The sequence below is a fragment of the Gynuella sp. genome (genome assembly GCF_050297175.1).
GTDB lineage: Bacteria > Pseudomonadota > Gammaproteobacteria > Pseudomonadales > Natronospirillaceae > Gynuella.
Genome location: NZ_JBNKSF010000061.1, coordinates 216,243 through 235,601, shown reverse-complemented (window position 1 = coordinate 235,601; position 19,359 = coordinate 216,243). Strand labels below are relative to the sequence as shown.

The window sequence follows — 19,359 nt, the reverse complement described above, 5'->3', positions numbered from 1 at the left end:
TGGCGCTAAGTTAAAAAATAATTATCTTATTTTTATTAAAAATAGAAAATTATTTTTATATTTATGTGAAATGATGCAAAAGATTTAATTTCCTCTGATCGGTCTGATCATTATTTTTATCCGGGTAATATTGCTTAATATTTTTATCCGGGTAATAATCTCTGCACCTACAAATAAAGGTGACTGTCATGAAGACACATTACTCTGCTTTTTATCAAAATCGACTGATTGCCCAAGGTTCGTTAGAAACTGTCGTCGAAGCGGTCAAGCAACATAATCCGCTAATTGAGCCGTTATTGCTGGAGACTGAAAGTTGTCAGCGTAAAGAGCTTGACTGGAGAGGTGAGGCAATAGACGTTCTCAACAGGCTTAATCTGTCAAAGACCACGCAAAGAGGCAGGCCAAAACTAGGTGTTGAGCCCAAAGAAGTTACGCTGCTGCCAAGGCACTGGGAATGGTTGGCCCGACAGTCAGGGGGCGCATCTGTCACGCTGCGAAAACTGGTGGAAGCTGCTATCAAACAGGCCCCGCCGGAACAACAGATGAAAGAGCGTCAGGAGAGGCTATATCGTTTTCTGTCTCTGACGGCGGGTGACTTTCCCGCTTTTGAGGAAGTCATTCGAGCACTGTATCGAAATAATCGTCAGGAGTTTGAACAAAATATGTGCGATTGGCCTGAAGATATTCGCACATTCGCGTTGAATAAATTTGATGAACTCGGTGTATCGAACGACCACTGATTTCCATTTTGAGGAACTAGTATGTCTGCTCATTCTGCAAGACTGGGGACGGCTCCTATTGGCCGTTTGTTTGCGTCGCTTTCGATGCCTATCATTTTGGGCCTGCTGGTAGGCGGACTTTATAATGTGGTGGATGCATTGTTTATTGCACGCGGGGTTAATTCCCTGGCCATTGGTGGCGTATCGATCGTCTTTCCGATTCAGATGGCGATTTTTGCTGTTGCCGGATTGATCGGATCCGGCACTGCTTCAATTGTGACCCGCAGGCTCGGTGCCAAAGATGAAAAGGGTGCCCAGGAGGTAACTGGAAATGCGTTGTTTCTGGCTCTGGTTTGCGGGTTATTGCTGACATTGCTGATACAGGTATTCATGGCGCCATTGTTACATTTGCTCGGTGTGACCAGTCAGCTATGGGGGTACTCTGTTGCTTATCTGGTTCCCATCGTCTGGGGTACCACAATCGTCATGCTGTTGAGCTGCTTGAATGATCTTGCCCGGGCGGAAGGGAAAATGCACTATCTGATGTTTTCAATTTTGTTGTCATCTATTTTGAACATCATACTTGATCCTGTTGCCATTTATGTTTTGCACTGGGGTGTTGTGGGGGTTGCTTTGGCGACTGTTCTGTCTCAAGCCATTACCGTATTAATGATGTTGTGGTTGTTTTTATCCGGCCGGACTCACCTGAAGATTAAACTGACGACGTTTAAACTGGATCACTCAATCAGTAAGAATATTTTCCTGCTGGGTTTGCCAATCTTTTTTTCCAATGTCGGAGTATCGGTGGTGATTGGCATGGTGAACGCAACGTTGAGTCGTTCGGGACTGGCAGAGACAGATTACATCATTAGCGCCTATGGTATTGTTGCCCGCATATTCATGTTTTTGTTTTTCCCACTCGTAGGTATGGTGATCTCTTATCAGACGATCTGCAGTTATAACTACGGTGCCCGTCAATTTGACCGGGTAAGGGCAATCTCTTCCCTTGCGGTTATTGTGGTAACTTTATACACCACTCTTTGTACGCTGTTGATGGTGTTTTTGCCTGAACATATTCTCCATCTGTTTACCAGTGATCCGCAGTTGTTGAAACAAGGTGTCTTTATTGCCCGGTATGTATTCCTGGGCTTTTTTGTGATGGGGGCAGCCAGTATCTGGACGGCCTACTTTCAGGCAATTGGCAAGGCCAAGCCGGCATTGTTCCTGTCGAGTTTCAGAGTATATTTGTTACATCTGCCGCTGCTGCTGGTGACACCGGCACTGCTGGGGGTCAACGCGATATGGTTCACTTACCCCATTGCCAGTCTTGGAACATTTCTGGTGTCCTGGATGTTTATTCGTATTGGATACCGGGAGTTGAGAGAGCTGGAGTCTGAGGCGGTATGACTATTGATTGGGCGGTGATAGATACGACACCGCCCATGAATACCAAAAAAGAACTAGAGGACCTCGTTCGCAAAACTGCAGTTTATCTGCGTAAATGAGGACGAGAGAATGTGCCGCCTTCGGACGGCACTGACAACGTCCTGCGAACACAGGTTATTTTTCGGCAGTTCCTTCGACTTTGTCCAGCCGACACCTTTCTTGCGGATATTCAATTTCGACAGTGGAGTGATCTATGTGAAATTCAGCGAGCACATCTTTTAGCTCCTGCTTGAGTGCCTGATACTGAGTGGACGTGATTTCTTCATGCGTCACGACATGCAGGCTCAAGACATGGCTCTCTCCATCCTGAGTCCATAATCTCAGATGATGTGCCGAGTCCACGGCCTTAAGTGCCTCCACCCTGGCTTTGATCGTATGATATAGCTCGGGTTCAGGTGATTGCTGACTAATAATCGCATAGGCCTTTTGCAGTGATCGGAATGCAGCAGAACCCACGATGATGGCAACCAGGATGGCCAGTAATGGATCTATCCAGGTCCAGCCAGTCAGACGGATAATAATGGCTCCAATTAGAACTGCCAGCCATCCCAGTGCATCTTCCAGTAAATGCCAACGCATCACGTTTTGGTTCAGGTTGTTGGATTTCCGGATAATGCGGATGGCTGCAAAGCCGTTAACCGCCGTACCCAGTATCGCCAGGCCCAACATACCTTCTACATGTAATTCTGTTGGTTGCCAGAAACGACTGATACTGAGACCAATGACCCAGAGGCTACCGGCCACAAGTATTGTCGCGTTAAGTAAGGCACTCAGACTGCTTAATCGGCGATAACCAAAGGTATAACGGGAATCTGCCGGTTTCAGGGATTTTTTCTCCATTAACCAGGCAGACGCCAGAGCAATACTGTCACCAAGGTCGTGAATGGCATCGGATAGGATCGCCGTGGAACCAGTTAACAGCCCACCAATAAACTCAATGACCATAAATACCGTATTCAGCAGGAATGCCAATCCCATAGACTGACTGCTATCGTGATGATGATGATGGTCGTGATGACTATGGCTCATGCGAAATATCTCCAGGTCTGGTACAGTGGCTGTTATAAACTCTACAGTTAATGGAGAGTCAAGGTGCGTATTAGTCAGCTTCAAAAACAATTTGGCCTGTCGGCAAATACAATTCGTTATTACGAGAGTCAGAAGATGTTGTCACCAGTGCCCAGGAGTGAATCAGGTTACCGGGTCTATCAGCAGAAACATGTCGCGGAATTACAGTTTATTATTCGATGTAAGGAGTTGGGGATTCCACAATCGACAGTCAAACAAATGATTGACACCCTTCAGCGTCAGCAACCTCTATGTCAGGAAAAGCGAACACTATTTGAACAACAGGTGGCGAACATCGAAGATAAAATTGCAAACCTGGTTTTTATCCGCGATGAACTGCATGAGCTGTTGCAATTGTGCGATGGTCGACACGATGAGCATACCTGTTCTCTGACCAGTGCCTTGCTGGCAGGTCAATAAATAATCACGGTGAAATGGAAAACTGAATGAGTAAACGGTGTGTATTTTTTGCCCCTTCTGATGTTTGGGGCGGGATTGAGAAAAACGTTTTGCTACGGGCGCGGATGTTGAGTCAGAGAGGTTATCGGGTCACCGTCGTGCTGTTACAGGGAATGTTTGCAGAGCGATTCCAGCCTTATCCGGAAATAGAGGTTGTCAGTGTTCCTTTTCGAGGTGGAGACCTGAACCCTCTGGTGGTTTGGCATTATGTGCGGTTGCTGAGAAGAGTACGCCCCCATGCTGTGTTCGCTGCCTCCAAGAAAGACTGGTGGCTGGTATCTTTTTCGGCATGGCTGTGTTCTGTTCCCAACATCGTGTTGTATCTTGGGGTGTTGAGAAACGTTAAAAACAACATCAAGTATCGTTCAGTATTTCGGCGTTTTAGAGCTGAAGTACTGGTCAACAGCGGATCTTTAAAACAGGCGCTGATCTCAGACTCGCCATTGTTTTCTGAACGAAACGTCCATTTGATTTACAACGGCTTTGATTTGCCGGCCAAAACTGAGCCCGTGGTGGATTATCGAAAACAGTTTGGGCTGCCTGAAGAAACAGTATTGATTGGATGCGCGGGTCGCTTTTCAATGCAAAAAGGATTTCAGCTATTGCCGGACATTCTTGCGAGACTGCCGGAGCATGTTCATGTGGTTCATGCTGGAGGAGGTCAGTATGAGCAGAAAATTAAAGCAATCATTGCCGACTCCCCGATCGCGCATCGAGTGCACTACGTTGGGTATTTACAGGATACCCGCCCGTTTTACAGTGGTATTGATGTGTTTTTACTGTGCTCACGCTTTGAAGGGATGGCCAATGTTTTGAATGAAGCCATGAGCTTCGGAAAGCCGGTGGTATCGACCCGTGTCTCGGGCAGTGAGGAGTTATTGGCGAATGGTCGCTACGGGGTGTTGGTGGATATAGATGACACCGCGGCAATGGCTGACGCTGTACAAGCAATTATCAGTGGTCAGGTGCACTTTGATCCTGAACAGTTGCGTCAGTGGATAGCAGACAGTTTTTCGATTGAGCAGATGATCAGTAAAACCGAGCGCTTGATGTTTCAATCTGATCGTTGCAGTTCCAGCTGAATGATGCGGTTGAGCTCACCACTCAGTTTGATGTATTCAAAACCACGGTTGAGTGCGGCCACTACCGCAGGGTCTGAACCCAGGCTGATACCTATGTAACGTGAGGATTCAGTCAGTTCCTGATATTCGCTGAATGCGTTTTTATCAGATTGCAGGCGTTGTAAATACCATTGGCTGGTATCGCGTCCGTACACCCAGAAATTTATTCGTCCATTGACAAGCATCCGAGCACACGCTTCGGCTTTGGAAGTCAATTCAATTTGGTTTTTCAGATAACTATTGGCGAGTAGTTGTTGATGACCGACATCATCGCGAACAGCACAGATACGGCTACTGGAGTGTGGTTTGGGCGGGTCGAGATTAGGTTTCCCCAAAATGATAATATTGGATCGGTAAATTGGGCCAATCCAGTTAAACCGCTCGTCTCGCTCCGGTGTTTTGGTCATGGAAAATATAATTACATTCGGATGGTTCAATGCTTCCCTGTATGCACGAGACCAGGGCACGAAGGCAAACTGATCATCACTAACATCAGCGCCTATCTGATCCAGTATGGCTGTTAATACATGGGTAACCACTCCGCGTGGTCGACCACCATCGATGTAATTCATTGGCCCATTTTGTTCTGAATAGAATCTGAATTGAGCCAAAGAATTGATCACTGCCATATTTTCCACGATGTGTTGAAACTGGCCGGTTTGTCGCAAAATAGCTAATCCGCGATTGAAGGTTTCGATTAATTGCTTGGCCTTGGGTATGGACCTGGGGCTGATGAAATAAAGCGTTTCACTGGTCAGGCTTCTTTCGTCAAATGTAAGCTGCTGACGGTATTTGCTGAATTTCCTATCTAACAGGTACTCACCTACATTGAGATCTATAGGGACCAGATCAATATCGCCTTTGATCAGCTTTTCAATGTTATTCTCATTGGTATGCGTGCTAACCGTATTGAGGTGGAAGTCTTTCACCGCCTGATCAAATTTTTCCCCATAAGAGTATGAATCAATGGTGCCGATTTTCCAGGATTTAAGGTCTTCAAAGTTGTCCCAACTGAAGTTCACATCGGCTCTATGCAAAAAGACAATGGTTATCTGTACAACGGGATGACTGTAGTAATAGCGTTCATTTCGTTCCTGGGTTTTGACCCAGCCAATGGATCCTTGCAGTTGACCCTTGTTTAAAAGCTTCAGAATGTTATCCCAGTCCTCAAATTGGAACTCAACCGCCTGACCGGCTGCTTCCAAGGCTTCGCTGGCAATACGTGGCAGTAAGCCATGATATGGCAGGGTTGCATCGCTATAAGGTGGCCAGTACCCCGATCCCAGCGTTACTGTTGATTTTGGCCATGCTGATATTGGCAGCAACAAAAGTATTATGGTAAGCAAAACTATACTGGTTATTTTGCGCATAGAGCCTTTACTCCAGTTGCTATAAATTACCTTGTCCGGCATTGTATGATTGAGCTCATAAACAGCATAGAGCAAGTGGTTTGGGAAGCATGAACAAGAGTCGTTTTTTTCTGTTATGACAGAAGTTTTTTATGTCTTTGTGCATTGATTCTCTGTTTTCCGGCAGATAATTCATGCCGGATGCGTTTATTTTACTATTCTGTATGTCTCACATATCAACTATGAGAAGGTAAACAAGCAGTATGAAAAAAAGCAGTGTAGTTATAGGGGCAATGATTGCCTGTATGGGACTGACTTCGTGCGTCACTTATGATCCGATGACCGGAGAAAAAGAACTCAATAAAACCTCTCAGGGAGGTATTGCCGGTGCCGCGCTCGGTGGCATTCTCGGAGCTGCCATTTCCAAGGAAGATCGTATGAAAGGCGCGTTGATTGGTGCCGGAATTGGCGGATTGGCTGGTGGCAGTGTTGGCTATTATATGGACCGCCAGGAAAACAAACTTCGCCAGAAGATGGCGGGTACCGGTGTTACGGTTACGCGTGATGGCAATAATATTATTCTGAATATGCCTGGAAATATTACATTTCCAACAGGCCGGGCAGAGCTCAATCCTGATTTCACCCGCACTCTGGATGGTGTTGCGACTGTACTGGAAGAGTATGAAAGCACTTTGATTACCATCGATGGATATACCGACAGCGTGGGTTCTGAGTCTTACAATCAGACTTTGAGCGAAAAAAGAGCGATGAGTGTTGCACACTATCTGGCTGGAAAAGGCATTCAAACAGCGCGTCTGGCGGCTCGCGGCTTTGGTGAATCCAATCCTATTGCAACCAATGCAACTGCTGAAGGACGGGCGCAGAATCGTCGTGTTGAACTGACTCTGGAACCAATCACCAAATAGTCTTTATATAGAGTTCACCGGATAATAGCTGACTATTATCCGGTGAACATTGACTACTAGGATCAGATCAGGTGTAGCTATTGGCCGGATTGGTGTTTGTCTGGCATGATAGCCAGGCATTGTGCTTAACCACAATAATCACTGTTAACCGGGTAAGCACTGTTATCAAAACTCACCTATCCCGCCCAGTCTTGTTATATACAGGAGATGACCAGAATTATGCATCAGTATCTGGAAGACTTCTTAATTGCCAGTGATCAGCATGAAATCCCTTACCGGGCCTGGCTTGCCAGAGAGCCAGTAGCAAGCGTGTTGATAGCCCATGGCATATCCGAGCATGCCCAGCGATATGAAGAGTTCGCAGAGTATCTGACCGAACATGGCATTAATGTCTGGGCAGTTGAGCACCGGGGGCATGGTGAACACTGTGAGCCTGAGCATTTGGGGCATTATGCTGATCAGGATGGCTGGCACAAAGTTGTGTCAGATGTTAACCAGCTTAAATGCCATATCAAAAATACCTCCCGCGATATGCCATTGACGCTGTTGGGCCATAGTATGGGATCATACATTGCCATGGCCGCTGTGATGGCTGAAGGCGAAGGCTGCGATGGCCTGTTATTGACCGGGTCGGGTCTGAATTCCAGCCTATTGCTTCGTTTTGGAATTATGGTAGCGACGCTTGAAAAATTACGATTGGGCGCGCGTGGGATCAGTCATCTGGTCAATGTTCTGCCATTCAAGAACTTTAATCGCTACTTCAAACCCAATCGTTCTGAGTTTGACTGGTTGAGCCGGGATAATACCCAGGTGGATAAATATCTTGCTGATCCCCTGTGTGGTTTCCCTTGTAGCAATCAATTGTGGATAGATTTTCTGCGTGGACAGATTGGACTGTCCAGAATGAAAAACGTACAGCCGCTACCACCTGACTTGCCAGTTTATTTGGTAAGCGGCAAAAAGGATCCTGTCGGGTTTTTTGGGGCTGGGGTGCGTAAACTGGCTTCATTGATGACTGCCAGCGGAGTGCGTCAGGTAGAGGTGACACTGATCAATGATGCGCGCCATGAAGTGATCAATGAAACGAATGCCAATGAGGTTTGGGAGATGCTCCGGCAATGGATTCAGACCGTAAGTATTCGCAAATAACGGTTTTATTCCATCTATTGTGGCCAGAGCAGATCAGTAATGTTTCCATGTAATCGGTGTTAACATATTGATTTACATAAAAAAATTCATCATTGGCAGTAGATTCTCCAGGCTTAATGAATTAATACTGTAAAAGCTAGTTCTTGTGTCTGAGTAAACATATTCTTGACATGCTTCAGACAACAATAATTAATAATGGAAGGAGAATAATGTGAGTAAGTTCACTAAACGCTTGCCTTTAGCGGCTGCTATCTCAGCATTGGCAAGCACAACCATAGCGGGTGGTTTTGATAATTCCGGTCAACCCTTTGACATTATTTTGGGTACTGGCAATGAAATTACCATCATGACCTACTCCACGGCTGTCGAGTTAACAGGCAAGGCCAACAGTACCAGTAATGTAGGTGGCAATTTTAATTCAGCTGATGTCAAGCTTGATGATGTTGCGTTCGACTATATGAGTCTTCAGGTAGGTGCGAGACTGGCGATAACGGATTCCATCAGCTGTGCCTTTCAAACAGATGAACCTTATAAAACACATACAAAAATAGCGGATGAGTCATTGAGCTATTTTAACGGGACCAGTGGCCTCAACTCTAAAAAAGATGAAGAACATACCCCTATTGAAACAGAAGTGACCAGTAATGCCTGGACCGTTGCGTGCGGTTATGGGTTACAGATGGGTAAAAGCCGGCTGACGTTTTTTGCCGGGCCTAAATTTCAAAGCATCCACGCCATCTTTTCGTCCGATATGATGAATGGTGTGGCAGCGGCGACAGCCCCCGGCGGGTTAGGTACGGGCGAAAATGACAATATCAGCTACGACATGGGTACCAGCTATGAAGCAGGATACGTTGCTGGTGTTGGATATGAGATCAAAGATATTGCGTTGAAGATTGGCGTGTTCTACCACTCACCTATTGATTACACCATTAAGGGAACCGTCACTGGTGGAGCAGGCATTCAGGCGCTCCAAAACAGGGTTGCAACGGATACTGTCAAGGCAGATTTGACTACGCCGGCATCATGGAATTTAACTCTGCAGACTGGTATCTGGCCAAAATGGCTGGTGTTTGGTAATTTGCATTTGAGCAATTGGTCTGACCTTGGTTCCCTGAATGTAACCAGTAAGACAAACAGTTCTGGTACAGGTGACAATGATTACGACGTTGATCTGGGATTGTTCTCCAATGATACCCTGGACTACCGTTTCGGTGTTGGCCATCAGGTAACCGATAAACTGGTAATGGCGGCCAGTTATGCGAGTACGGTTAAACTGGGCGATGAGGATCTGCCTGACGGTGTTGACAGCGACTCCCTGCGTCAGCCTCGGGGTGATTCGTACACGTTAAGCCTGGGAGGTCGTTATTCACTTAGCGATAATTTCTCCCTCTCTGCTGGTCTGGGATATACCAATCTGGATAAAACGACGGTAGATAATGGTTCTTTTAGAGTTGTGTTCGATGAATCCGAAGCCTGGACCTATGCTTTGGGTCTGACTATGGCTTTTTAAGCCCTGAGCGGGTCATTAGCATGAATAAAGCCGGGCTTCCGGCTTTATTTTTCTGCAAAATTCTGTAATTTCTGTGAATTGCCTCTGTGTTTTGTCGCGAAACTCTATATAATCCGCGCCCCCCAATTTTTTATTCTGCAGGCTCTTTCATATGACCGATTCCGAACACACTACCTCTTTTGCCGATTTACAGCTTTCCGAGCCTGTGATGAAAGCGCTATCGGCGATCGGGTATGAAAGTCCGTCACCTATTCAGTCGCAAACCATACCCTCCTTGATGAGCGGCCGTGATCTACTGGGAATTGCCCAGACTGGTACCGGAAAAACCGCTGCTTTCGCCTTGCCTGTTTTACATAACCTGGATCTTCAACAAGTATCTCCGCAGGCTCTGGTGTTGGCACCTACCCGGGAACTGGCCATTCAGGTAGCCGAAGCATTTCAGTCCTATGCGCATTTTATCAAGGGTTTTCATGTATTACCGATTTACGGTGGACAGGACATGCGCGTGCAACTGCGGGCTTTGAAACGTCCGGTGCATGTGGTCGTGGGTACACCTGGAAGGGTAATGGATCACTTGCGCAAAGGCAGTCTGGATTTGTCGCAGCTTAAGACTGTGGTCCTGGACGAAGCCGATGAAATGTTGCGCATGGGTTTTATTGAGGATGTCGAATGGATTCTGGAGCATACTCCTAAGGAACGGCAAGTTGCCCTGTTTTCGGCCACCATGCCGGAACCTATTCGTAAAGTTACTGCTAACTATCTGCGGGATCCGGTCGAAGTGCGGGTGGCAAGAGAGTCCACTACTGTTGAACGGATTGAACAGTGTCACTTGATGGTTCAGCCAAATCGTAAGCTTGATGCCTTGACCAGGGTGATGGAAGTTGAGGACTTTGATGCTGCGATTGTGTTTGTACGGACCAAAACAGCGACGACAGAACTGGCGGAAAAACTGGAAGCTCGTGGTTTTTCCAGTTCTGCGTTGAATGGCGACATGAACCAGGCACAGCGTGAGAAAACCATTGAGCGACTCAAAAAAGGCAAGCTGGATGTCGTTATTGCCACCGATGTCGCTGCTCGTGGCCTTGACGTAGAACGCATCAGTCACGTAATCAATTATGATATCCCCTATGACTCCGAAGCTTATGTCCATCGTATCGGCCGTACAGGGCGTGCTGGCCGCAGTGGTAAAGCGATTCTGTTGATTACTCCTCGTGAACAGCGTCTGCTCAGAACCATCGAGCAGCATACTCAGGCTCCGATTCCGGTTATGAAGTTGCCAACCGCTGAACAACTGAGTGAGCAGCGGATCAAAGAGTTTAAAGATACCGTTCTGTCAGTGGTTCAGGATATCGATGGAACGCCTGACAAGGATATTCTGGTGGATTTGATTATGGGGTTGCACCAGGAGCATGAGATAGAACCAATCAATATTGCTGCAGCGTTAGGGTATATTGCCCAACAGGGAACACCATTGCTGGTGGGCGAACTTAGTAATGATTTTATCGTTCAGCCCCGAGGCCGGCGAGATGAGCGTCGCGATGACCGCCGTGAAAGAAGTGGTGGTAAGTCTGGGGAACGCAAATCGCGTAGTTTGCCGGATGGTATAAAAGTGCAGAAATATCGTCTCGATGTTGGTCGTCGCGATGGTATCAGACCTGGTGACATTGTGGGCGCTATTGCCAATGAAGCCGGTATTGAAAGTCAGTTTATCGGTAATATTCGTCTCAGCGAAAACTTCTCCATTGTTGAGCTGCCAGACGAAATGCCAAAGGAAGTATTTAAACAGTTGAAAAACGTTAAAGTGCGTAGCCGACCGTTAAATATTCGCCTATGGGAAGATGAAAAGCCGTCCAAGTCTCGTCATCGTGCTAAAAAAGGCTGATTACCGGCACAAATAACGGAATCAGTATCGCTGTTACTACGCCGGTCAGGCTCATCGCCAGGCCGGCAAATGCACCACAGGTGACCGATTTTTCAAATGCCTGGGCTGTTCCAAATCCGTGGGCGGTCATGCCCATAATAAAGCCTTCCGCCGGTTCTGACTGAAGCTTCAACAGACGCAGATATCCTGGTAATACCAAACAACCAATCGCCCCTGTCAGCAGTACCAGTCCCGCAGCTAGCGAGCCACTACCTCCGACCTTTTCCGCAACGCCAATGGCGATGGGGGTGGTAATAGACTTCACCAGCATGGATCGACTCAGAACATCTGTGTTGATAAGCCACTCTGACAACAGAAAAGCACTGGATGAGGCGATAAAAGCACCAACCAATGTGGCGACCATAAGTGGTATCAGCATTTTTCGGATCAGAGAGATGTTTTCATACAGCGGTATTGCCAGGGCTACGGTTGCCGGGCCCAGCATGAAGTGAATCATGGTTGTGTCCTGACGATACTGCGGATATTCCCAACCGAGTAGTTTCAATAACCCCATAATTGTAAAAATAGTCACGATCACAGGATGGACCAATGCCGAGCGATGGAATTTGCGATAGATCTGTTCGGCCAGAAGGTAAGTACCAATGGTGATACACAACGCCAGTAGCATTTGAATAGAACTTGTCATTATTTGGTCCCAAATGCTTTAAAAATAATGATCATGGCCGTTGCTGTGAACAGTGTGCTGGCTGTAATGATCAGTAAAATCCAGATCCCGCTGCGCATCAATAGTGGCCAGTGTTCGATGAGACCGACGCCGGCTGGTACAAACAGTAACGTCAGATAACGCAGCAATGTCGAAGATGTGTTTTTTAAAGAATCGGGTACACGTTGCAGCGCCACCAGTGTCAGCCAAAGGGCCAGCAGACCGACAACACTGCCTGGGATGGGCCAGGCAAACAGGTAAACCAGATATTCTCCGGCCAGCCAGTAGGCGAGGAGAATAAAAAAGCCAAACATACTGAGAATGATCCAAATATTTACAGTGAAGATGATGCTCGATGTTTGATCATATGATCAAGTTCATCAATGAGCAGGTTTAATTCTGCCAGCAGTTCCTGCCTGGCGCCGCCCGCCAGCTCAAAACAGCGATTAAGACGCGATTCAAAGTTTTTCGGAATATGGCTGCATCGGCGTAAAACATGAGAAACCAGTTTTTTGTCACCCGGATGCAGCTTTTCGTTAACCGCAAATACGATATCGAAGTAGCTGGCCATGAACCTGGATAACAGATTATTTAATGAAACCCGGTCCTGGCGCACTAATGCCTTCTCTATCTTAAACAGATAAGCAGGCATTTGGCGTCTCAACAGTGCATGGTTTTTTTGCAGAATATTGCTTTGCAGCTGAAACGGATAGGCGATGGTGTATTTCTGCTGCAGTTCTGCCAGCCTGCCATGACGGTCAAAGAGAATTTCTGCATGCAGAAAGTTGTACCAGTGTGCAGTTGTAGCACCCAGTTGTGCCTGATGTCGAAAGGCAACCTCATGGAGCTGACGATCAAACTGAATCAGATTGCGGTACACAATCACAATTTCTGAGCCATCATTTAACTGACCATCATCCTGTACTTCCCAGAACTGATTGTTCAGTTCCATATAACGACAGAACTTGTTTGTAATTTGTTGGCGCTCAGAAACAGAGATATCTTCATGGTGGTATACGTAAAGATTGTAGTCAGACAACTGATCTTCTGACTCCGTTGATCGGGAACCACCCAACATTATGCCTTCAACACAGGTATTGTGCTGATACTCACCTATAATTTCTTTTAACAGGAGTTTCATATCAGATTCCTTTTACGCCACCAGCACCGTCATTGTTAAGGAAATTTGCCATTGTGGCTATTATCGATCAGTCTGATTTTGACATATTGATTTAACTTAAACACAGATGCTTTAAAAGCACTCTAACGCTGTTAGACTGCATGAAGGCTGAAATTTTCAGTTTTTAAGAAAGAAAACAAATGCGGTGACTGAAAGGCAGAATCATGTTTGACACATCTTTGGATGACGAAACTTTTTTTAAGGACTATCAATCAACGCTGTGGTACCAGCGCATGGTGGATGCCCAGCAGTTGTTAAAAAGTAGAATCCTGTTGATTGTCAGTGGTTTTTTCACTTTTACCCCCTTATTTCTGCTCTCTCTACGGACATATTTTGAAGCCGAGCTACCCGCCTGGGTCTATTTGGGAGCCTGCGCCATTATAGGTGTGGGAGCCTTGTTATTATGGAGTTCCGGACGGTTCGATGTGCTGGCAAGGTTTCTGACATTGCTGTTTTTTCTGGTTATCCCGATGTCGTATTACCTACCGGGTGCCTATCAGGTCCAGTTCATGTTTATTTTGTGTTTTCCGTTTCTCGCAGCCGGTCTGTACAACAGTTTTTCGGCGGCAATACAGACACAATTATTTTTCATCTGGATATGTATCTGCTGGTTACCCCATGTTAGTGGAGTGATGGAGACTGCCTATTACTCCACGTCTATCACCTTATGGATGATGATTCTGGGTACCTACGTATTGCTGAGTCTGGTGGGTATTCTGTCCAAGCGTTACAACGAGGAGTTTTTTCGTTCGGTGATTGAGTTGGTCCATTACGATCAATATTCCGGACTGATAAAAGCCAATGATCTGGCCAATGTCCAGGAATGGCATCAGGCCCGGTGGTTGGTATTGGTCGAGGTGGATCATTTGAGCCAGATTCTGGCGATCGGTGATGCGGCAACTCGAATGAGAATCATGCAATTGCTGGGTGAGCGCCTGAATAAAAAAGTACCCACTTTTCCATTTTCGGCCTATCAGTGGTCTGATAACCAAGTGGTATTGTTGTTGTCAGAGACGGCATCGCAGACGGAAAGACATCTGGAGGTCAGCCTTTACAGATATATTGAACAGCTGAACCGATATCTGAATGAGGCGAAATCAGCAGGGAAATATCTGCTCAGTGTCACGGCTGCGTGTGTGGCCATCAGGGGGCGCTCACCAAATCAGGTGGTTGCTGATTGTCAATTGGCTGTGCGGCAGGCTCAGGAAAAACAATTGCTTTGCGTAGTATTGGACGAAACGCTTAAGGAAGAATCCTTTGATCTCAACTACCGCAAAAAGTACCGCGTATTGCGGGCTAATCTTGAGGAGCGAAAAACCATTATCTCAACCCGGACTGTGTTTTCTGCACGCACAGGCAAAGTAGCCTGGCAGGAATGTGTTCTGAAAATTGATAATCTGGAGGATGGTTTTGCCGCGCTGGATGAATACCTTGGTATGGCCCAGAAATTTGGGTTATATGAACAGGTGAGTGATCATTTGTTACAGCATGTGGAGCACTATCTTAGTGAGCATAAGACCAACCTGTCTGTAAATCTGTTGCTGGCAGACTTGTTTAATGCCCGTATCTATAAAATTCTGTTTGATCTCTGCCAGCAGGCCGGTGCCCACGACCTCACACTAATTCTTAATGTAACGCTACCGGCAGATCCGTTTGATGTGGATCGCTGTCAGGAAATCATGCGAGTGCTTCGGCAGCAGGGGGCCAAAATCGCCCTGTCCGGAATCAGCGACATGGACATTCGTATGGGGATGCTGGTGACCTTGCCGATTGACATTGTTACGCTTGCCCATCATCTGATCAAAACCATGACGACCGACATACGCAAGGAGCGTCTGGTAAAAGCAGTAGTGTCATTTTGTCATGCTAACCAGCAGACAGTGGTTGCGGATGGTATCGATACCGGCACTCTCAAACGGGCCGCCGAAGCGCTGGGATTTAATTATCTTAAAGGTAATCTTCTGGCGACTGAAACACTTCATGAAAATCCGCGTTTTATTGCGACACATGTCAGACGCCAGCAGTGAGGCGATCGTGGTCAACTGCCATAATAAGCAAAATATTCAGGTAGAAAACTGGCTTCCAGTTCCTTGTGCAGCCACTCCGCAAATATTCTGACCTTGGTTTTCTGGAAATGATGTTCCGGGGCAACCAGATAATAGGAATAAGTCAGATTGATTTCGTAGTCATTTACTTTCAGTAATTTGCCTGAGGAGATCAGGTCTTGGGCCAGTGATTTGCGAACCAGACCAATTCCCTGACCATCAAGGGTGGCATCAATGGCCATACCTGAATCATTGACGGTCAGGGAAATACGAAAATCATCAGGGTCCAATTCCTGTTCCGTCAACCAGTTCAACCAGCCAGAACCATCGGGACCAGCGTCTTCCAGCAACGGCAGTGTTTTGAGGCGTTCGATAGACAGAGATCCTTGCTCGGTCAGATCCGGATGGGCAACCACAATTTTGGCATCCCGCATTAAGAACTCAGAGCGCAAATTGGGATACTTGCCATCTCCGAGGCGAATGGCCAGGTCACAATCACTTTCTTCAAAGGTTTCAAGCTCATTATCAGAACGCAGTACTAGATGTATGTCCGGATAACTGGCCTGAAACCCTTTTAAATGCCCAAGTAGCCATCGTGATGCAAATGACGGCAGCACCGAAATAACCAGACGATCCGGAGACGGATCTGCCCGCAACTGATCGACGCCGGATTTCAGCGAGCGAAATGCAGAACGGACATAGGGCAACAAGCGGGCACCTTCATCTGTGAGTTTGACTTCACGGTTTAAGCGCAGAAACAGTTGAGTTTCCAGAGAATCTTCCAGCAAACGAATTTGATGACTGACTGCCGCTTGTGTGACAAACAATCGCTCCGCAGCTTTTTTGAAACTTTGGGTTTCGGCTGCGTATAAAAAAGCCCGAAGGGCATTGAGTGGTGGCAGTTCAGCCATAACAATTCCAACAACATTGATGTAAGTCCGGTTTGTCTCTGAAACGCACACAGTTCGCCTGAAAGAAAATAATCCGGGACTAAAAAATACTCGTTTGTCGACCTGTCGAAAGAAGCGCACAGTCGCGCATGCAAGACAGACGGATAGCACAACACAAATTATAAACAATTGATATGAGGTAACCAGAATGTCCACTCTGAAAATTTTGGTTCCTGCTCTACATGTCCACGCAGGGGAATGGCATTTCTCCCTACAAACATTAAAGCTGTGGAACCTTCGCTACAAAACCCGCCAGCAACTGAAAGATCTCAGCCCTCACCTGTTGAGGGATATCGGTTTGACTGCCTATGAGGCCAATGCGGAGGTACATAAACCTTTCTGGAAAGGCTAAAGCATGTTAGAAGAGTCTCTTACGTTCCTACAATGAGGCTCTTCTATGGCTATCCTGTGTTACAAATCCCATACCCCCAAAATTGCAGATTCCACTTATGTCTCTGACCAAGCCTGTATCATTGGCGATGTCAGCATTGGCGAAGACTCTTCTGTCTGGCCAATGGCGGTTATTCGTGGAGATATGCACAGAATTACTATTGGTGCCCGGACTTCTGTTCAGGATGGTGCGGTGTTGCACATTACCCATGCCAGCCACTACAACCCGGATGGTTATCCATTAACCATTGGCGACGATGTCACGATTGGTCATAACGCTTGTCTGCATGGTTGTACTATTCATAATGAAGTGTTGATTGGTATTGGCTCTACAATTCTGGATGGTGCAATCATTCCCGAGCGGGTTGTGATCGGCGCTGGTTCGTTGGTTGCACCTGGTAAGCAGTTGGACAGTGGTTACCTGTACATGGGGGCGCCGGCGCAGAAAAAGCGTCCATTGACGGATCAGGAACTGAACTTTTTTAAATACTCCTCCCAAAACTACGTGGACCTAAAAAACGAATACCTGTCAGACGCTGAATAACATCGTGCTGCTGACAATGCTTTATATCTTATGAGGTGATGGAATGGTCATTTTAGTCATTGGCATTGTCGTTTTTTTTGGAATACATCTACTGCCTGGCTTTGTAAGCACCCGCCAGGCACTGATAGAACGGTTTGGAGATCGCACCTATCGGGGAGCGTTTGCGTTACTCTCTTTCGTCGGGCTGGCACTGATAATCTGGGGTAAGGCCGTTTCAGATGCGGTTTTTATGTATGTCAGTCCCTTTTGGACATACAAAATCATGCCGTTGTTGATGGTACCAGCCTTTATCCTGATGGCCGCGGCAGGAATGAAAAGCAATATAAAGCGTTTTACCCGTCACCCCCAGCTATGGGGTGTAACACTGTGGTCAGGTGGACACTTGCTGGTCAATGGTGATTTATCCTCGCTGTTGCTGTTTGGTTCCTTTTTGTTGTTTTCGTTGTATGACATGTGGTCCGCCAATCGTCGTGGTGCTCTGCAGCAAACAGAGAAACTGCCATTGATCAAGGATATCCAGGTGTTGGTCGCCGGTACTGTTGTTGCGGTCATCGTTGCGTTTGTTCATCCATGGTTATTTGGTGTCCGGGCGATCGTTTAGGAGTTGCTGGCGTTCAGGTTGTCAGAATCCGTTGGGCAGAGACAGGAATGTTCCTGCCTGATGTGAACGTTGAAGCACTCGTATGAGCACAGACGTTTAAGCAGTGATAATTACGTCGGTGATATTGAATCGGGATAATGTGATCCCCATTTGCTATGCTCAACCGGAGATGTTTCGTTAGGGAACCTCTGAATAATTGTCTGCGTTGTCAGTGCGGCTTGAAAGATCTACGCAAATTGGCCAATTATGGTGGCTTTTTGCAGACTTTTGCCCTGTTCTGGCTGCCTCGTCGGCGTTATTCAGAGGTTCCTTAGAAGCAGTGTCCGTTACTTTCCATCAGTCAGGGATAAGCGATCAATGACCAAAGAAACCGAAAATAACAGCTCGCCAGAGATGATTTCCGACAAATTGTTTAAAAGCAGAACTTTAATGATCTGCGAGGAAATCAATCAAAAAATGGCGCGCCGAGTCTGTTTGGAATTATTAGCGCTGGCCGCGGATTCCGATGATGATATCACCCTGTTTATAAACTCTCAGGGGGGGCATGTTGAGGCCGGTGACAGTATTCACGATATGATCTGCTTTATTAAGCCACGGGTTAAAGTCGTTGGTACCGGTTGGGTTGCCAGTGCCGGTACGCATATTTTTCTCGCTGCCAATAAAGAAGACCGTTATTGCCTGCCAAATACCCGCTTCCTGATTCACCAGCCATCTGGTGGCGTTGGTGGTCAGGCCAGTGATGTGGCCATTCAGGCAGAACAGATTATCAAAATGCGCGAGCGTTTAGCACAGATTATCGCAGCCCAGACCGGTCAGCCGATTGATCGTGTACGTAAAGATATCGAACGCGATAACTGGATGAGTGCCGAAGAAGCCATTGATTATGGAATCTGTGGCCAGAAAGTTACCCACGTCAGCGAGATGCAGTGAGAAGCGCACGTTTCCATACAGGATAATCCGCTCATGAGTGAGACGATATTCAGTAAAATTGTGGCCGGTGAATTACCGGCCGACAGTGTATATGAAGATGATTTATGCATTGTCATTCGGGATAAATTCCCAACAGCGCCACATCATTATCTGGTCATTCCCAAACAACCAATTCCCAGACTCTGCGACGCTGGCCCGGAAGATCAGGCACTGTTAGGACATTTAATGCTGGTTGCCAATCAGGTTGCTGCGCAACAAGGCATAGGCGAAGCTTTCCGGCTGGTCGTGAACAATGGTGCCGACGCCGGTCAAAGCGTATTCCACCTGCATGTCCATGTGATTGGTGGCCGAAGTCTGAGTTGGCCTCCAGGTTAGCGTCTGGCT

At 46.9% G+C, this 19,359-nt stretch carries 20 protein-coding genes; 14 read left to right on the top strand and 6 right to left on the bottom strand.

Annotation, left to right across the window (positions count from 1 at the left end; all coding sequences use genetic code 11):
• Positions 1-188: 188 nt before the first annotated feature.
• Complete coding sequence (locus tag ACQY6I_RS24025) at positions 189-740, top strand: DUF2239 family protein (protein ID WP_428244190.1); 552 nt, start codon at positions 189-191, stop codon at positions 738-740.
• Between the two features lie 21 nt (positions 741-761).
• Complete coding sequence (locus ACQY6I_RS24020; RefSeq protein ID WP_428244189.1) at positions 762-2,126, top strand: MATE family efflux transporter; 1,365 nt, start codon at positions 762-764, stop codon at positions 2,124-2,126.
• A gap of 153 nt (positions 2,127-2,279) precedes the next feature.
• Here the strand turns inward: ACQY6I_RS24020 and ACQY6I_RS24015 are convergent, their stop codons facing one another.
• A complete protein-coding gene (locus ACQY6I_RS24015; protein ID WP_428244188.1) occupies positions 2,280-3,194 on the bottom strand; it encodes a cation diffusion facilitator family transporter in 915 nt (304 codons plus the stop codon).
• Positions 3,195-3,257: 63 nt separating this feature from the next.
• On the opposite strand from ACQY6I_RS24015, the gene ACQY6I_RS24010 reads away from it, so the two are divergent.
• Positions 3,258-3,653 carry a MerR family transcriptional regulator gene (locus tag ACQY6I_RS24010; RefSeq protein WP_428244187.1) on the top strand — a complete coding sequence of 132 codons (396 nt, stop codon included), beginning with the start codon at positions 3,258-3,260 and terminating at the stop codon, positions 3,651-3,653.
• A 26-nt stretch (positions 3,654-3,679) separates the two neighbouring features.
• A complete protein-coding gene (locus ACQY6I_RS24005) occupies positions 3,680-4,774 on the top strand; it encodes a glycosyltransferase (RefSeq protein WP_428244186.1) in 1,095 nt (364 codons plus the stop codon).
• On the opposite strand, the gene ACQY6I_RS24000 is transcribed toward ACQY6I_RS24005, so the two are convergent.
• A complete protein-coding gene (locus tag ACQY6I_RS24000; RefSeq protein WP_428244185.1) occupies positions 4,747-6,183 on the bottom strand; it encodes a substrate-binding periplasmic protein in 1,437 nt (478 codons plus the stop codon). The two genes, ACQY6I_RS24005 and ACQY6I_RS24000, sit on opposite strands and share 28 nt — an antisense overlap.
• A gap of 242 nt (positions 6,184-6,425) precedes the next feature.
• Between ACQY6I_RS24000 and ACQY6I_RS23995 the strand changes: the two genes are divergently transcribed.
• The 4 genes from ACQY6I_RS23995 to ACQY6I_RS23980 all read left to right on the top strand — a co-directional run bounded on the left by ACQY6I_RS23995 (position 6,426) and on the right by ACQY6I_RS23980 (position 11,632).
• Entirely contained in the window at positions 6,426-7,088 is a 663-nt protein-coding gene (locus ACQY6I_RS23995; RefSeq protein WP_428244184.1) for an OmpA family protein, read from the top strand.
• A gap of 219 nt (positions 7,089-7,307) precedes the next feature.
• Positions 7,308-8,237: an alpha/beta fold hydrolase gene (locus tag ACQY6I_RS23990; RefSeq protein WP_428244183.1), complete on the top strand. Its 930-nt coding sequence runs from the start codon at positions 7,308-7,310 to the stop codon at positions 8,235-8,237.
• 211 nt (positions 8,238-8,448) lie between these two features.
• Positions 8,449-9,750 (top strand): outer membrane protein transport protein, encoded by a 1,302-nt coding sequence (locus ACQY6I_RS23985; protein WP_428244182.1) that lies wholly within the window; start codon positions 8,449-8,451, stop codon positions 9,748-9,750.
• Positions 9,751-9,901: 151 nt separating this feature from the next.
• On the top strand, positions 9,902-11,632 hold the full coding sequence (locus tag ACQY6I_RS23980) for a DEAD/DEAH box helicase (protein WP_428244181.1): 1,731 nt from the start codon (positions 9,902-9,904) through the stop codon (positions 11,630-11,632).
• Here ACQY6I_RS23980 and ACQY6I_RS23975 read toward each other — a convergent pair.
• From ACQY6I_RS23975 to ACQY6I_RS23965, 3 genes are read right to left on the bottom strand one after another with little or no spacing between them, the layout of a single operon-like run.
• Positions 11,619-12,317, bottom strand: a complete 699-nt coding sequence (locus ACQY6I_RS23975; protein WP_428244179.1) for an LrgB family protein — start codon at positions 12,315-12,317, stop codon at positions 11,619-11,621. The two genes, ACQY6I_RS23980 and ACQY6I_RS23975, sit on opposite strands and share 14 nt — an antisense overlap.
• Positions 12,317-12,649, bottom strand: coding sequence for a CidA/LrgA family protein (locus ACQY6I_RS23970; RefSeq protein WP_428244177.1), 333 nt, complete (start codon positions 12,647-12,649; stop codon positions 12,317-12,319). The genes ACQY6I_RS23975 and ACQY6I_RS23970 overlap by 1 nt, the downstream gene beginning before the upstream one ends.
• A gap of 20 nt (positions 12,650-12,669) precedes the next feature.
• Positions 12,670-13,476, bottom strand: coding sequence for a DUF4037 domain-containing protein (locus ACQY6I_RS23965; RefSeq protein ID WP_428244175.1), 807 nt, complete (start codon positions 13,474-13,476; stop codon positions 12,670-12,672).
• Positions 13,477-13,679: 203 nt separating this feature from the next.
• Between ACQY6I_RS23965 and ACQY6I_RS23960 the strand changes: the two genes are divergently transcribed.
• Positions 13,680-15,542, top strand: coding sequence for an EAL domain-containing protein (locus tag ACQY6I_RS23960; RefSeq protein WP_428244173.1), 1,863 nt, complete (start codon positions 13,680-13,682; stop codon positions 15,540-15,542).
• An 11-nt stretch (positions 15,543-15,553) separates the two neighbouring features.
• Here ACQY6I_RS23960 and ACQY6I_RS23955 read toward each other — a convergent pair whose 3' ends face one another.
• Positions 15,554-16,471 (bottom strand): LysR substrate-binding domain-containing protein, encoded by a 918-nt coding sequence (locus tag ACQY6I_RS23955; RefSeq protein ID WP_428244171.1) that lies wholly within the window; start codon positions 16,469-16,471, stop codon positions 15,554-15,556.
• A 187-nt stretch (positions 16,472-16,658) separates the two neighbouring features.
• Between ACQY6I_RS23955 and ACQY6I_RS23950 the strand changes: the two genes are divergently transcribed.
• The 5 genes from ACQY6I_RS23950 (at position 16,659) to ACQY6I_RS23930 (ending at position 19,350) form a co-directional block, all read left to right on the top strand.
• The gene (locus tag ACQY6I_RS23950) at positions 16,659-16,862 is read left to right on the top strand and encodes a DUF1127 domain-containing protein (protein ID WP_428244169.1); all 204 of its coding nucleotides are present in this window, start codon (positions 16,659-16,661) and stop codon (positions 16,860-16,862) included.
• A 45-nt stretch (positions 16,863-16,907) separates the two neighbouring features.
• Entirely contained in the window at positions 16,908-17,444 is a 537-nt protein-coding gene (locus ACQY6I_RS23945) for a gamma carbonic anhydrase family protein (RefSeq protein ID WP_428244167.1), read from the top strand.
• 43 nt (positions 17,445-17,487) lie between these two features.
• Positions 17,488-18,045, top strand: a complete 558-nt coding sequence (locus tag ACQY6I_RS23940) for an NnrU family protein (protein WP_428244165.1) — start codon at positions 17,488-17,490, stop codon at positions 18,043-18,045.
• Between the two features lie 357 nt (positions 18,046-18,402).
• Positions 18,403-18,975 carry an ATP-dependent Clp protease proteolytic subunit gene (locus ACQY6I_RS23935; RefSeq protein WP_428244163.1) on the top strand — a complete coding sequence of 191 codons (573 nt, stop codon included), beginning with the start codon at positions 18,403-18,405 and terminating at the stop codon, positions 18,973-18,975.
• A gap of 33 nt (positions 18,976-19,008) precedes the next feature.
• Positions 19,009-19,350, top strand: a complete 342-nt coding sequence (locus tag ACQY6I_RS23930) for a histidine triad nucleotide-binding protein (protein WP_428244161.1) — start codon at positions 19,009-19,011, stop codon at positions 19,348-19,350.
• Positions 19,351-19,359: the final 9 nt, after the last annotated feature.

Excerpts from the sequence above, each read along its gene's own strand:
- ACQY6I_RS23960 (WP_428244173.1), top strand. The coding sequence starts at position 13,680 with ATGTTTGACACATCTTTGGATGACGAAACTTTTTTTAAGGACTATCAA.
- ACQY6I_RS23955 (WP_428244171.1), bottom strand. The coding sequence starts at position 16,471 with ATGGCTGAACTGCCACCACTCAATGCCCTTCGGGCTTTTTTATACGCA.
- ACQY6I_RS24020 (WP_428244189.1), top strand. The coding sequence starts at position 762 with ATGTCTGCTCATTCTGCAAGACTGGGGACGGCTCCTATTGGCCGTTTG.
- ACQY6I_RS23930 (WP_428244161.1), top strand. The coding sequence starts at position 19,009 with ATGAGTGAGACGATATTCAGTAAAATTGTGGCCGGTGAATTACCGGCC.
- ACQY6I_RS23990 (WP_428244183.1), top strand. The coding sequence starts at position 7,308 with ATGCATCAGTATCTGGAAGACTTCTTAATTGCCAGTGATCAGCATGAA.
- ACQY6I_RS24005 (WP_428244186.1), top strand. The coding sequence starts at position 3,680 with ATGAGTAAACGGTGTGTATTTTTTGCCCCTTCTGATGTTTGGGGCGGG.
- ACQY6I_RS23975 (WP_428244179.1), bottom strand. The coding sequence starts at position 12,317 with ATGACAAGTTCTATTCAAATGCTACTGGCGTTGTGTATCACCATTGGT.
- ACQY6I_RS23940 (WP_428244165.1), top strand. The coding sequence starts at position 17,488 with ATGGTCATTTTAGTCATTGGCATTGTCGTTTTTTTTGGAATACATCTA.
- ACQY6I_RS23995 (WP_428244184.1), top strand. The coding sequence starts at position 6,426 with ATGAAAAAAAGCAGTGTAGTTATAGGGGCAATGATTGCCTGTATGGGA.
- ACQY6I_RS23950 (WP_428244169.1), top strand. The coding sequence starts at position 16,659 with ATGTCCACTCTGAAAATTTTGGTTCCTGCTCTACATGTCCACGCAGGG.
- ACQY6I_RS23980 (WP_428244181.1), top strand. The coding sequence starts at position 9,902 with ATGACCGATTCCGAACACACTACCTCTTTTGCCGATTTACAGCTTTCC.
- ACQY6I_RS24000 (WP_428244185.1), bottom strand. The coding sequence starts at position 6,183 with ATGCGCAAAATAACCAGTATAGTTTTGCTTACCATAATACTTTTGTTG.
- ACQY6I_RS24015 (WP_428244188.1), bottom strand. The coding sequence starts at position 3,194 with ATGAGCCATAGTCATCACGACCATCATCATCATCACGATAGCAGTCAG.
- ACQY6I_RS23970 (WP_428244177.1), bottom strand. The coding sequence starts at position 12,649 with ATGTTTGGCTTTTTTATTCTCCTCGCCTACTGGCTGGCCGGAGAATAT.
- ACQY6I_RS23935 (WP_428244163.1), top strand. The coding sequence starts at position 18,403 with ATGACCAAAGAAACCGAAAATAACAGCTCGCCAGAGATGATTTCCGAC.
- ACQY6I_RS23945 (WP_428244167.1), top strand. The coding sequence starts at position 16,908 with ATGGCTATCCTGTGTTACAAATCCCATACCCCCAAAATTGCAGATTCC.
- ACQY6I_RS23965 (WP_428244175.1), bottom strand. The coding sequence starts at position 13,476 with ATGAAACTCCTGTTAAAAGAAATTATAGGTGAGTATCAGCACAATACC.
- ACQY6I_RS24025 (WP_428244190.1), top strand. The coding sequence starts at position 189 with ATGAAGACACATTACTCTGCTTTTTATCAAAATCGACTGATTGCCCAA.